At 59.5% G+C, this 13,592-nt stretch carries 9 protein-coding genes; all 9 read right to left on the bottom strand.

Annotated elements, in window-relative coordinates:
• Window positions 1-8 precede the first annotated feature (8 nt).
• The 9 genes from ACKFR8_RS05035 to ACKFR8_RS05075 all read right to left on the bottom strand — a co-directional run bounded on the left by ACKFR8_RS05035 (window position 9) and on the right by ACKFR8_RS05075 (window position 13,561).
• Window positions 9-611, bottom strand: a complete 603-nt coding sequence (locus tag ACKFR8_RS05035; protein WP_408930749.1) for a carbohydrate-binding protein — start codon at window positions 609-611, stop codon at window positions 9-11.
• 415 nt (window positions 612-1,026) lie between these two features.
• Complete coding sequence (locus ACKFR8_RS05040) at window positions 1,027-1,377, bottom strand: hypothetical protein (protein WP_408930750.1); 351 nt, start codon at window positions 1,375-1,377, stop codon at window positions 1,027-1,029.
• 438 nt (window positions 1,378-1,815) lie between these two features.
• Entirely contained in the window at window positions 1,816-4,014 is a 2,199-nt protein-coding gene (locus ACKFR8_RS05045) for a hypothetical protein (RefSeq protein WP_408930751.1), read from the bottom strand.
• Between the two features lies 1 nt (window position 4,015).
• Window positions 4,016-4,924: a hypothetical protein gene (locus ACKFR8_RS05050; protein WP_408930752.1), complete on the bottom strand. Its 909-nt coding sequence runs from the start codon at window positions 4,922-4,924 to the stop codon at window positions 4,016-4,018.
• Window positions 4,915-5,685, bottom strand: a complete 771-nt coding sequence (locus tag ACKFR8_RS05055; protein ID WP_408930753.1) for a hypothetical protein — start codon at window positions 5,683-5,685, stop codon at window positions 4,915-4,917. Before ACKFR8_RS05055 ends, ACKFR8_RS05050 begins: the two co-directional genes overlap by 10 nt.
• 14 nt (window positions 5,686-5,699) lie before the next feature.
• Complete coding sequence (locus ACKFR8_RS05060) at window positions 5,700-11,996, bottom strand: tape measure protein (protein WP_408930754.1); 6,297 nt, start codon at window positions 11,994-11,996, stop codon at window positions 5,700-5,702.
• A 15-nt stretch (window positions 11,997-12,011) separates the two neighbouring features.
• Complete coding sequence (locus ACKFR8_RS05065; RefSeq protein WP_408930755.1) at window positions 12,012-12,389, bottom strand: hypothetical protein; 378 nt, start codon at window positions 12,387-12,389, stop codon at window positions 12,012-12,014.
• A gap of 53 nt (window positions 12,390-12,442) precedes the next feature.
• Window positions 12,443-12,775, bottom strand: a complete 333-nt coding sequence (locus tag ACKFR8_RS05070) for a hypothetical protein (RefSeq protein ID WP_408930756.1) — start codon at window positions 12,773-12,775, stop codon at window positions 12,443-12,445.
• A 168-nt stretch (window positions 12,776-12,943) separates the two neighbouring features.
• The gene (locus tag ACKFR8_RS05075; RefSeq protein ID WP_408930757.1) at window positions 12,944-13,561 is read right to left on the bottom strand and encodes a phage tail tube protein; all 618 of its coding nucleotides are present in this window, start codon (window positions 13,559-13,561) and stop codon (window positions 12,944-12,946) included.
• Window positions 13,562-13,592: the final 31 nt, after the last annotated feature.

Genomic DNA, 13,592 nt, shown 5'->3' on the forward strand with positions numbered 1-13,592 from the left:
TTGTCCTCCTAGGCCTTGGAAAAGAGGCTGTGCGCGGCGTCGGGTGCCCAGTGGTCGGCGAGGGTGTGGCCCTGCAGGACCCGGTAGACAGTGCCGTTCCAGTTGACGTATTGGCCGGCCTTGACTTGAATCCCGGCAACGAATGGGAACGGATTCTCGGCGCTTCCTTGCGCGATGACATTCCCGGATTCATCGGTGACTGGCGCCGGAGGCATCACCTCATGAGTTACATCCCGCCACACAGTAGAGTTCACTCCTTCCGCCCCGGGTTCCCAGACGTTGAGGGTCTCGGTTTCCGATAGCCAGTACTTGTCGGCGTGCTTCACAACGCCGCCCTGGCGGCTGGCCTTGAGGAAATCAGCGCCGGGGTTCTTCCACACGGGGACCTTGCTGGGGTCAGCCTTGGCTTCTTCTAGAGTGACGTGAGCCTGCACCAAATCCGGGGCGGTTTCAGCAAGACCAGCCACGATTTCAGCACGCGCTTTATCCTCGGCGGCGCGGGCGGGCCGTTCCCGGCGCTCGTCGGATAGCTTGGCTGACGCCTTCATAAGCAGCTCCTCGGGGATAGCCTTCAGGCCCTCCACCCAGGCATCAAAATCGAATTCTTCCATGACGTATTCCTTTCAGATATAAGCGAAAGCCACCCCGGGTGGGGTGGCTATTGCATGTCGATACGCTGCCACGTGATTGTGCAAGGCTTGCCCACATCACCTGGCACAGCCGCCGTACCCCAGTGCGGGTACACGCGGGTGGCACTGCCCTTCGCGGCGACACGGTAGGTACATGTCCACCGGCCAGGACTACCGCTCATCTCGCCAATGGCGGTATATGAGTAGTAGCCGCCATCGGCGTAGTACTGGGGTCGGGCTTGCGTATTGGCCTCCATCGTGACCTGAATAATCCCATTCGGGATGGTAGGCCGGTCCGAGGCAGCACCGTTGCTACCGACGGTGACGGTCGTGCCCTGAGGTAGGACACCAGCCGGCAAATTCAAAGGGGCAGCCACTTAGACCACCCCCACGGGGATTATTGAGAGGGACCGAGGGGCAGGGTTACTAACTGAACACCGACTTCTAGGTCGAGGTCGGCCTGCACCGCGTCTACAATCTGCACATCGAGATACGTTTTTTCCGGCGCGGTGAACACCGCCATCTTCCGCTGCTCCGCCGTTTCTACGATGGCCTGAGTCTTCCCCGACGGGCGGAAATAAAGCTGAGCTTTCCCCTCCCAAGTGATCGTCGCTGTTGTCACCCCGGCAGGCAAGGGCACGCGGGTGGTCGATTCCCCGGCATCCGTAGAAAATAAGACCATCGACCATTTCACTAACGATGGCACCCGCCCTACATATGAGACAGCTACAGGCAGCGGCGTGGTCATGCTTGACCACCATCCCGGCGGTTAGAGTTTCGGGAGTGGGTACACCTCGATTGTGCCGCGCCCTTTCGCGTAGAGCGGCGACCCATCGGCGGATTCCAGATAGAGAGTGTCCCCGCTCTTTGAGCCGACGACAGCCGTCCCGGAGCGGAACCCCCCCCCGCAGGAATCTGCACAGGGTATCCCACCCCACTCAGGGTGAGGCGCACTGCCTCCGGCCCTGACCATGATGCCGATACCCGGACCGGGCCACCGGGCAACGACAACGAATCATTAGACGCCCGAGGCGATGAGGTCACAAACGCAGCTTTTCCGCTACTTCCGCCACCGGAGACAGTGACTCCGTACGGCATGATGCCGTCCAAATCAACACTAGGACTAGTCATAATTTTCCCTCCTTACAGGGGTTCGGGCCGTATAGCCTCCCGGCAATCGGCAGGATTAAGTCATATATGGGCCAAGATTTGTCACGCCCTCGACGTATTCGGGATAAACCTTCACCGTGATAATTCCATTCGTGGAATTGGCAGTTACGCTGCGTAGATTCTTCTTCATGCCGTCCCGAAACATTGAAGGATTCTTGGGGTTATCTATGTAATTTCGCGCCGCCGCATACTCACCGTTCTTTACCAGCATGGTCATAGATTTCCACGTGGAATCTTCTTCAGGACCTGTCCCCGTTTCCCAGGTGAGGGCTCCCGACCAATTCCCCCGAAGCTCAATGGAGAAATCCCAGTACGTGAAGCGAAGAAATTTGTCCCCACGTTGGAGGCTACCTCCGCGTGAGTTCGCAGCGCGGCCTATATTCAGGAATTCATTCGAATAGCTGACACCGTAGTGCTCCCAGTATGTAATGCCGCTAGGTTTGTTATTCCCTTCCGGATCAATCTCCACCGATAGCCGGGTGGCAATACGCATCTTTTCGTATCTAAGAATGGCGATCGCCTTAGAGTTAGAGGCAATAGTGGCATCGCGGGCTTTGTCAGCCCGATCCGCAGCATCAACCGAGCGTTGAATATTGCCCATGACCTCATCACGCGCCGCGCTTGCTTCTTCCAGCGCGTCCAGCGAATCTGCCGCCGCATCAACTGCGATGTTGGTCTGCTCGATCGCGTTCGCGTTTTCTTCCGACGCCTGGGCTGCGGACATGGCGGCCTGCGCGGCCTGGGATGCAGCCGCCGCGACGTAGCGCACCGCCTGGGCTAGAAGGCGCTGCGATTCTTCGAGCACGTCGATCTGCTCCTGCAGCTTACGGTCCGCCTCCATCAGCTTCTTGTCTGCCTCGGCCAACGCCGCAATAGCCTGCGAGTTGAGGTCAGCGGCGCGTAGTGCTTCCGCCGCCGCCTGGGAGGCCTGCATCGCAGCCGCACCAGCCTGCGCCGCCGCCATAGCCGCATAACGAATCGCCTCACCATGAATCTCCAGCACCTCGCCATGCGTAGCCAGAATGTCATCATGCGCAGCCAGCACCGCCTGGTGTTTCGCGGCTACCTCCTTCAGCACATCCGCCAGGGAGCGGCCCGTCCCGCCGGCGTTATCCAGCAGGGATTGAGCATCGTTGAGGGACTTGCGCGCCGCATCCTGCAACGGAGACAGCTCCGACAGCAGAGCCTTAGCCTCATCCACCAGCCCCTGCGACGTAGCCGCATCCTGCGCCGCCGCCGTAGCCGCCCGCTGCGCAGCCACAACCTGCTTCTCACCACGAGCCACCGCCGCCGCAGCAGCCTGAGCCGCCTTAGCAGCCTCACCCGACAGGCGCGCCACCTCCGCGTGCGCGGCCACCACATCATCACGCAGCGGATCCAGCTTATCGAGTATCTCCTCCGCCCGATTAGCGTATTCGATAGCGAGCGACGCCTGAGCCTGCGCCTGCGCACCCTGAGCCGCCGCCGCACCCGTAAGCTGGCGGACTAATTGAAGGATGGCGTTCGAGGAATCCACCGCATCCCGGGCACGCTGGATACTGCCCTCGATGTCCAGGCCGTCGACCAGCGCGGCGGTTTCATCGGCAGTTTTCTTGGCCTCGTCGGCCGTCGACTTAGCAGCAGAAGCCACAGAACGCGTCTTCGACGCCTCACGCGTGCGCTGCCGCTTCTCATTCTCAATCTGCCCCAGAATCTCAGCATTCCGACGCAGACGAGCCTCACTATCCGAAGCAACCTGACCACCAACGTGCACCCGCACACCACGCAGCCCACCATCCACCGACGACTCCAGGTCGCCAGCCGTAACAGGCAAACGCAGATAATTCCCCCACACGCGGTAACGCACAATATCATCCAGGCCGAAGTCACGACCCAGCTCAAACCCATTCATGCCGGCGCGGGAAATATCCCGCTCCACATATACATCCCCCTCGGAACGTTTCTCAGTGGAGTCAATTGCCAGCTCCAGGTCAGACGTTTGCGCCTCAAGGTTGATGGTGGCGTCCTGGCGGATGAATCCGAAATCAAACCGGCCCATCTTTTGCCCAGGGTTGCGAGCAATATAGCCATTCTGAATCCGGTCATCCTCAACCTGCTGCTCCCGCCCCTCCGGGATAACAACCTCGAAACGACCGTACGAGTAGAACGCCAGCCGGCGTCCCATGGTCACACTTCCACCATCAGAGGACAACACAACATGGTCTTTGACTGCCAAGCTACTTCACCTCCAAAGTTTGCTGTACGCGCACCACCATCGTCGGCGTGTTCAGCGTCAGCCCCTTCACCTGCTTGTCCCCTGGTATCCACAGGCCAACATCGAGGACAACACCAGCCGCCAGGGCCTGTGCGGATACCTCATCAAGGACGGACTGGTCCGTGGGGCGTATCAAAATGTAAGGCGATTCCAGCCCGGTCGGGGTGGGGTCAACCACCATCGGTGGTGCCTTCGCCACATCCGGCCCCATCGCCTTCCACGTGGCCTGCAGCGACTCCGACACCAGCCGGCGAATCACCGCCTCAGCATCACCATCCACGGTGACACCATCGGCCACGGTGACCAGCTTGAAATCTTGCAGGTCACGCGGCTTCGAGAACCGCACGCCCACATTCTCCGGGCCCGCCCAGTCACGCGTGAACGTCGTCCACTTACCCGACACAGTTGTTGGGGCGGAGAAACAAGGCACCAACGCCAGCTTTTTCAGCAGGTCAACACCATTAATCTCAATCAACGATGGGAGCTCACGCCCCGCCTCCGCCGCCACGTGCGTGACCTGGTAGACGCGGCGCACATCCTCACGCTCCACAAGCACATAGCGGCTAGCATCCAGCGACGTTGAGAGTGCTTTTCCCTCCGCGTCGAGCTCTAGCCACTGGCCCCGCGCCGAAGACAGGCCCTGCGCCACCAACTCATCACAGATAGGATGCACGCTCCCATCCAGGGCGCGCACAGACAATTGCATCCGCAACGACGTTGGGGCGTTCTTGGTTTGCGGAGCGTTCATCGAAACGACCGGCGGGCAATCCATCAATGGCTCGCAATTTTCGTCCAGCAGGCCGACGTACTGCCCCTGGTCGGCTACCACCTGGGCGCGGTGCAGTCGATAAGAATCCCAATCTACCGCCATGGGTCAAGTACTCCTATCTGCCACTCAAGCGCGGCCCCAGTAGGCAGGCGGTAAGTGCGTGTCTGCCCGGCGGGCACGCCCTCGGGGTAGGCACCACTCATTTGCTTACGCAACTTGAAATCCGGCGTGCCGTCCTTGGACGTGACGAACCCGGCCTGCGCCATGGATAGGGACACCACGCGCTCCCCACTCGCCTTCGGCAGGGGGAAACGTGCCCCAGAGGGGAGGTAAACAGTGCCAGCGGCCCCTCCCCACCTGATTTGGGGCCATACTGTAAGGTCGCCCCAATTAGTCACAGTGGCGGTACCCGTGGCGGACTGCAAATCCGTCCACCACCCACACCTATCCGCCACCAACGGAACTTGAACATCACGGACAAACCCGGCAGACGTCGGGTCCTCCTCCGGCGGCGAAATCGGACCAGACAAACGCACCCGAGCCGACAACGCCCGAGAAGGCGACTCCACCACCAGCGTGCCCGGCTGTGTACGCGAAAACCCAGAACGAAACTTCGCCCACACAGCATCCACATCATCCGCGTCATCACCACGCACCAGCACCGTCAGCGTGCCAGTCATCGGCTGCGGCTGGAAAGAATCAAGCGACTGACCAACATCGCCCACGCGGGCAACAGTGACGTCCTCACCATCACCCACCAGGCCATCAATGCCACCGGACTTAATGCCGGCCAGCCACTTATCACCTATGAGCACCCACTTGTGCCCATCCGGCGTGTAGTACCGAATCTTGTACCGATTCACCTACAGCTCCTTTCCTAAATCCTGGCTTCCGCAAAGCGGTTACCATCAGCCGTCGACAACGGACGCGTCGACAAAGACAGCAGCAGCTTGTTAATCCCGCCCACAGCGGCAGCAAGCTGCTTGCTGGTCTCCGAGTTCGCACCCGAGTCATTCCGGGTCAGCGTCACCAGCTCTTGCAGGTGCTTGTTGGTGTCGCCGATAATGCCCATCTGCTCGACGTGCGCCTTATTAGCCCGGTCCTGCTCCACCTTCGATGCCTGCTCCAGTGCCTTAATCACACCTTCGCTCTGCGCAGTGGCGAGCTCCTGCTGCAGCTTCGCGTGCTCCAAGTTCGACTCCAGCACGTCCTTCTTAGTGATGTAGTCGACCTCGTTCTGCGCCTTGAGCATGTCCAGGGCTAGCTGGTCACGGTCGGTCTTGCGCTGCAGCTCAGCCGTCTGGTCCTCCGACTCCCGCTTGAGCTTGTCAATACGGCCACCAATGCCGTATTGCAACGACCCAATCGTGGCGTCAGTGAACTGCGAACCAAGCTCAGCGCCAGCCGTTGCCATCTGCGTGCCGTACTGGCCAGACAGCGCACCACCAGCAGCACCCAAAGCAAGACCGCCACCAGCGCCAAGGACGATGCCGGCCTTCGACCCGGCGTCGAGGTGCTTCCAGGCCTCACCCATCTCCTTCTTGTTCTGATGGATGTCGATACTGCCCTGGACCGTGTCCTTGAGACCTCCCAGTGCAAGCCCCGCGCCAGCCAGGGCACCAAGCGGTCCACCAACCGCAAAACCGGCAATACCAGCAAGAACGCCACCGATAATCTTTCCAAGACCACCAGTGACCTTGCCAACACCACCGAAGCCGCGTGCCGCGCCGCTGGCCTGATTAGACGTCATGCCATACAGGTTCGCGGCTTGCTGCTGCAGCTGCTTAGTCTGCAGTGTCAACAGCTCCGCCGCCGCCGTCTGCGTCAGAGTGGCTTGAGCGACGTCCAACTGTGCAATCGCCTGCTGGCGTGTCGCCTCAAACTCGTCCAACGCGGCCTGGGCGCGAGCAACCTTCACGCCCCACTCAGCAGCCTTAACCTCCGCTGTGTTCTCCACAACAGACTCAGAGACTTCCTCAACTGCGAAAATGCCGGTCGTTCGGAAACGATCCATAGCGCCCGACATTGCCTCAATCGAGGTAGAGCCCATGCGGGCCGCAGAGTCGCGAGCGTCCTCCAGCTCAGCCTCAGCCTGCGCAACAGACAACGCACCACGGGCACGCGCCCGCGCAACATCCTGCTCACGCAGCTGCAGATCCGCCAAGGAACGCAACCGCTCAATAGCGTTAGTCTGCTGCTGCATCTCCATCTTGGAAACCTCTTGGCGGGTGCGTTCCACAATCTCCGCCAAGCGCTCCATCTCATCAAAGAAGCTGGAGATAGACATGAACCCCTTGGAGACAGAATCAAAGATGGACTCCGCCATCTCTCCCGCCGCCTTGTAGCGTGCAGCAGCAACAGCGCGCTCCGCCGCAATCAGACGGTCGGACTGGTCAACGGTTTGCTCCCTAGCGTCAGCCAGAGCGTCCTCCGCCTTATTGACCTTCTGCTGCGCGGACTTGACCGCCTTAGCGTTCTTGTCCTTCGACTTCTCCAAAGCCTCATCCGCGTCCTCGCGGGCGCGTGCCAGCTTCTTCTCCGCATTGGCAATCTTGTCTGGCTTGCCCTCAGCACGGGCCTTGTTCAGATTCTCCTCAGCGTCAGCAAGCTTGCGCTTCTGCGCCGTGGACAGGCCACCGCCTTCCTTCTCAACCTCAGCTAGTTCCTTCTTCGCCTCAGCCAGGGACTCCTCGCGCTCCGCTACTTCGTCGTTCTCGTCGGCAATGGCGCGGCGTGTGTCCAAAAGGCCCTGCTCCGCATCGCGCACAATCTCAGCACTAGCCAGGTAGTCCCCACCAAAGTGGCGACCGTACGAAGCGGTTTGACGCTGCGCAGCGTCCGCCTGCACCACGAATTTATCCACAGCAGAGTTAAACGACGCCGCGAACTTCGGCAGCACGTCCAGAGCCTTCTCATAGGCGACCGTTTCCATCGGGTTCAGGATGCGCTCATCCTTGCCGGACATGTTGATGGCGATACGGCCATCCTTCATGATGCCGCCACGGTCGTGGACACGTGCCCGCTTCTGGAACTCCAAGGCCATGTCATAGTATTCCTGGGCTTTACCCCAAGAGACAGACTTGCCTGACTTGGTTGTGTACCCTTCTACCGACGTGTAGCCAATATCGCCGGATTCCAAATCCTTGGTTTCCGCACTGAGTTCAACCCCCAAGGGCATGTGCGCGTGCTCCGCATACTGTGGGTGTGCGGCACCAGCAGCAGCGCCACCAATCTTGCCCTGGCCGCCGGCGCCGCCACCCATCTCGACGTTGACAGCCGTGCCGTCCTCGAAGTGGATAGTGCCGGAGGTGTGTCCACCACCAACACCGCCGTTGTACCAGCCGATAGCGTAGCGGGGGCCACTGCCAAGGCCTGGCTTAAAGCCAATGGAGGCAAGCTGCTGGCGTTCATTGGCGGTGGACATAAACCGGCCCTGGTCCGCCGGGCGTCCTACAGCAAACAGCGCGCCCTGCCCCTGCGTCGAGGAGCAGTCGCCCCAGTTTGAGCCGCCGAAAACATACGGCGCGCCCTCAAGGCTGCGGGATGCCTGCTGCCCATTAACACGCTCACCCTTGAAATACCGCAACAGCTGGCCGGCGGACACACCACCATCAGCGCGGTAAGTCGTGGACGTGGGGGCGACAGACGAACCATCACGGCGAATCTCATTCCCGCCCCGGTCAACGAGGCCGAGGCCGAAAATGCTGGCAGTCTCCGCCAAAATTTGCGTTGACCGCTGCCGCTTCGACGGGGCGTGCGGAATAAACGATTCGCCCTGTGTTTCATCCTCAGCCCAGGTAATCCATCTACCACCTGCTGCGATTTGCGCCGGCTGCTGGGACATGCGCCCCGCGCCACCAGCCGCAAGGAAGCGGTGAGAGCCATAATTAACGAGGCCGTCAGCGGCGGTGTCTCGCCGGCGAGTGAAGATGTTGACGACCTTATCCTTAAGACCGGCCAACATACGGCCAACAGAGTTAATACCTTCCTCAGCCGGCTTGGTATTGACGTCAATAGTTGGGATGGCCCGCCGGTTGTTAAGGTCAGCAAGTTTAACCTTTGAGTCCTCCACGCCGGCGTCAAGCAGCATCTTATCCAAGTCAGCGGACGGGGTAGACACTTCGCGTGCAAGCGCCTGCAGCTCACCAACAGATACGTCCTTGCCCTGCAGCAACTTGTCAATAGTCAGGTCTGCCTCAGCAGATACCTCCAGCCCGTCCAAATCTTGACCAAGCCGCTTCGCTTCATCCGCCCCCAAGGCGAACATCGTGGTGTCGAGGCCCGCCGTGGCCTCCGCATGAGCACCATCAATCTCCTTGACCTTCTCGCCAAGACTATCCAGGCCCTCCGCATCCACATCGGCAGTAGCCGTAATCTTGACGTTTCCATCTTCAAGGTGTTCCACCTTGAAGCCAATGTCTTCAAGTGCGGCAGCTACCGCCGGGTCAGGCGGCGTGATTTGGACAGACTTGCCTTCCTCCAACTTGGATAGTCCAAGCTCAAGGGCGGCGATTTGCTGTTCTGTGGTTTCCGCTCCCTTAAGCTCCAGTGGCAAAGCCATAAGCTCACGGGTTAGGCCGTAAGACTCCATGAGCTTTTTGAACTGGTCATCAGTCAGCCCCAGGGACTCCTGCAGTGCGGTGAGGTTATCGGCCTGCTGGTCAAAAATCTCATCCACAGACACGCCATTAGATGCCGCCTCCAGCATCGTGCGAGCCATCTCAGAGATGGTATTAACGGCTTCCTTGCCAGCCTCGGTCGTGGCGTCAATAGTGCCATCTGGGTCAAGTTCAACCGGACCTAGCTCGGACAGCTTTCCAGCCATCTCCGTGACAGCTTCGGTTGTCTCCTCCACGTCCTCAACGAGCTTGGCCTGCGCCTCATCATGCGACAACGCCCCACCAGTGAGTTTGTCCATAATGTCGGACAAAGCCGCGAGCTTATCCTGGGCCGTAGACGCTTCATCAGCAAGAACGCCCATACCATCCGAGATGCCGGCAATAGCCGGGTCAAGGTTGCGTGCAGCGTCAATAGACTGCTGGATGTTATCCCGCGCCTCAGCAAGCTGGTCAGCAGCCATCTGTGAAGCGTCTCCGCCCTGGCGCAGGGAGGAAATCAGATTGTCATACTCCGGGCCACCCTCAGCAACAACCCGGTTAAGGTCTTCCATCGGGATTTTAAGCTCACCGGCGGACTTTTCAATAGCCTCATAAGCATCCTTAGCCTGGTTGACCTCATTGGCGTAGTCTCGCCATTCACCAGACCAATGGCCTTGCTGCCACCAAGACAAATCCGGGGCCTCAATCGTGTTAAACCAGCCCGAATACTCCTGCGCAAACGTCTTCATCTGCACAAGGTCTTTATTCACGATGGCAGCAGCGTCGCTCAGTTGCGCATCGGACAACGCCGCACTTGTACCAGCCAAAGACACATTCAACTGGTCCTGAGCAGTCGCAGCCTCACGCGTCGCCTTCGCGTACGCATCCTGAACAGTCTTAGCCTTACGGTTTGCCGAAGCAACAGCCCCCACCGCAGCCGTAGCACCCATAAATGCCAAGCCCCACGGGCCGCCAAACAGGGACATGACGCTACCAGCAGCAGACTTCAAGCCCGCGAAACCAGCAGCGCCAACGCCCTTAATAGTGCTGGACATTCGCTTAACCGAACCGGACACACTACGCGTGGACTGCCCCACGCTAGTGCTCATCTCGGTCATGGCATCAGCAGCGCCACTAGCCATTTCCTTCGCCGGCCCGGTCGCCTGGTCATAAGCACGGGCCATAGAAGCAACGACCGTATTGTTCGACGTGGCCGCATACTGAACCGCCGCGCCGAAGGTCGAAATCTCGCGGCCAGTGGCCTCATAGTAGGACTTAAGGTCCTTAACACCCTCCCCCATCGTCTTCAACGACGAAACGTGAGGATTGACCATTCCGGTAATCTTGCTAATCAAATTCGGGATGGTCTTAAACCCGGCCCACGCGCCAACAGCAGCCGTAACCAAAGCCGGGTGCTCCGCAAGGAAATCAGCAACTGAGCCCAAAGGCCCAGCGACCGCCTCCAACGCGGACCCCGCAACCGTCAGAACGTTTGCAAAGTTTTCCCACAGGCCCAAGCCCAACGACGCCGACGCCTGCCCAAACGTCTGAACCAAACTCCCGATAACAGGCAGCAAACGCTGACCCGTCGACCACAGTTGGGACAACGCCGTTTGCGTCGCACTCAGGACAGACTGCACCTGGGCATTCTTGCCCAAAGCCGCCATCTCGGAGCCAAAGTCCTTAATAGCGGGGACGGCACGATTCTGCAGCCAAGCAGAAACGTTATCCATAACCGGGCCAAGCTTGCCCTCAAAACCATCCAGGGCTTTAGTTACAGCCCCGAACCCGTCCTTAGACAGGTCAAAGAACGGTTCCAGGGCAGTCGCACCAACACGTCCAGCAGCAGCGCCCATGTTGGCAACCGCACCAGAGAACGTATCTCCCATCTCAAGAGCAGCGCCGCCCATCCCCTCACGCATGGCCTTCTCGAACGTGGCGAAATCCACTTCGCCAGCGGAAACCATGTCAGAGACCTCAGCCGAGGTGACCCCAAGCTCTTTAGACAGCAGCTGTAGCACCGGGATACCCGAAGACATGAGCTGGAGCATGTCATCGCCCTGGAGCTTGCCACGCGCCGCGACGGAGCCGAAAATCAGGCCCACGTCTTCCATGGAGCGCCCGGCAATTGCCGCGGTATCACCCACGGTCTTCAGGGTCTGCTCGAGCTGCTGCCCCGGCTGAATACCGGCAGCGACCATCTGCGCCGATACGCTTGCAGCTTCACCAAGTCCATGAGCAGTGCCCTTGACTGCGGCCAGGGCGTTGTCCATGATGCCGGAAACCTGCTGTGCAGAGCTGCCCAGACCAGTCAGCTTAGACTGAGCACCTTCGATTGCCTGCAGACGACCGAAGCCCTTAGTCAGGCCGGCAGCAATAAAGCCTCCTGCGGTCGTACCGATGCCAATAGCGGAGGTCTTAAGGGTCTTGTTGATGCCGCTGGAGAGCTTAGCGCCCATAGTCTTTCCAGATTTCTCCGCGACTGGGCTCGTTGCGCCCAGCGCCTCGGCAATACCGGGGGAGATTTTGGAGACTTCTGGGACGATGGAGATATACCCGACGCCAAGCTCAGCCATGGTCAACCTGCCTTCTTACGTTGATGATTTTTGTTCTTTAGCCCTCACCGCAGCCCTAATCTCGGCAGCAGATTTTTTCCGCCCTCGACGCTTTTCCTTTGGTTCTTCCGCCGTCTTCTCTTCGCCGCCCTCGCCCTCCAGCTGGGATAGAACACCGGACAGGAGGCCCTTCTCGGGGAGATTCTCCGCTGGGACGTGGTTCAACAGCAGAAGAGTGTTCTGCAAAGAGTCATGGACAGCGCCCAGCATCTGCACCTGCGGCGTCATCCACGTCTCCAGCCGCGCACGCTCAGGGTTTAGCGCGCGACGGAAGTTGGACGTGAGCGGCAAGTGCATAATCACACTGCGCAAATCAGCCCAGGTGTAGGTGACTCCGAGCTGTGACCATGGCATACCGCGCTCAAATAGGTCAGCGCGTAAAGCGTCGAGTGCTCCCTTTTTCTCGGTTATGAATCGGTAGAGGGCGAGGATTCCCCCACCTTCATCCCGGACTCCTTCTGCCAGTACTCGTCGATTTCGGTGAGCTGGCGTGCCCACAGCGCGGAGATAGCGGCCTTTTCATGCTTCTCAGCCGCAAAGCTCAGAAGCATGGTGCGCAAAGCCTCAGCCCCATTGGCGTGAGCCTTAGGATTCTTCTCCAGCGCCTTGTTAATCGCATCAACCTGCTTCGGGGAGAAACAGTCCAGCGGGGGCAGAGAAAGCGTGACAGAGCCTTCCCCATCAGCTGCGGGGATGACTACCTCAATGTTGTCGAAAGTAGTGGAAACGGTGAATGCCATGGTTGGACCAAGCCTTTCAAAATCGTGGACCGAGCCGATAAAAAAATTGAGCCCACCCGGAAAATCAAGGGCAGGCCCGGTCCAAAGGGAAAATTGTCCCTCAATTAACCGGATGAGAAATGGGAGCAGAAACGTAACCCCTGCTGCTCCGCCCAGGGGAATCAGTGACTAGCCCGCAGAGACAGCGCCCGCAGCATCAGCCGGGGTACCGTCGTCGCGGTACTCAGTGACATACGCGTACTCACGCGCAGGGTCAGTACCCTTGAACGCGGTAATCGTCACGTTGTACTTAGTGGAGGCGGAGTGAACGTCAGCGGTCTTCTCCACGCTGGTGATACGGCCACGCTCAATCACATAGGTCTTAGCCTTCTCGCCGTACACAGCCTTAAGGACGTGGGAGCGAATCGGCAGACGCTTGGAGGTGTGGTAAATGGTGGTCTGCTTGCCCTCGGAGTTGGTGGCCTTCTTGGTCTTGACGTTCTCAGCACCAAACAGGGACTCCACAACCGCCTCATTGTCCTCCTCCAGGAACGTGAGGGTGACAGTCTCGGAGTAGGAGGTCTGGAGGTCTACCCAGTCCTCGCCACCAAACATCTTCTCGGTGTTGGCCTCGCGCTGCGGGTTGACGTTGAAGCCGTCCTCACCGACCGCGCCGTGGTCCTTGAATGCTGAGGCAAGTTCCTCAGTCGCGGACGTCGGGAGCTTGGTGCCCAGCGGGGCGTTGAAGTACACGCCGCCATCAATCGGCGGTGCACCAACGAATGCATTGTTAATGTTGACAGCCATGTGCCTGAATTTCCTTTCAGAATCGTGGACC

The sequence above is a fragment of the Corynebacterium axilliensis genome (assembly GCF_046097495.1).
Lineage (GTDB): Bacteria > Actinomycetota > Actinomycetes > Mycobacteriales > Mycobacteriaceae > Corynebacterium.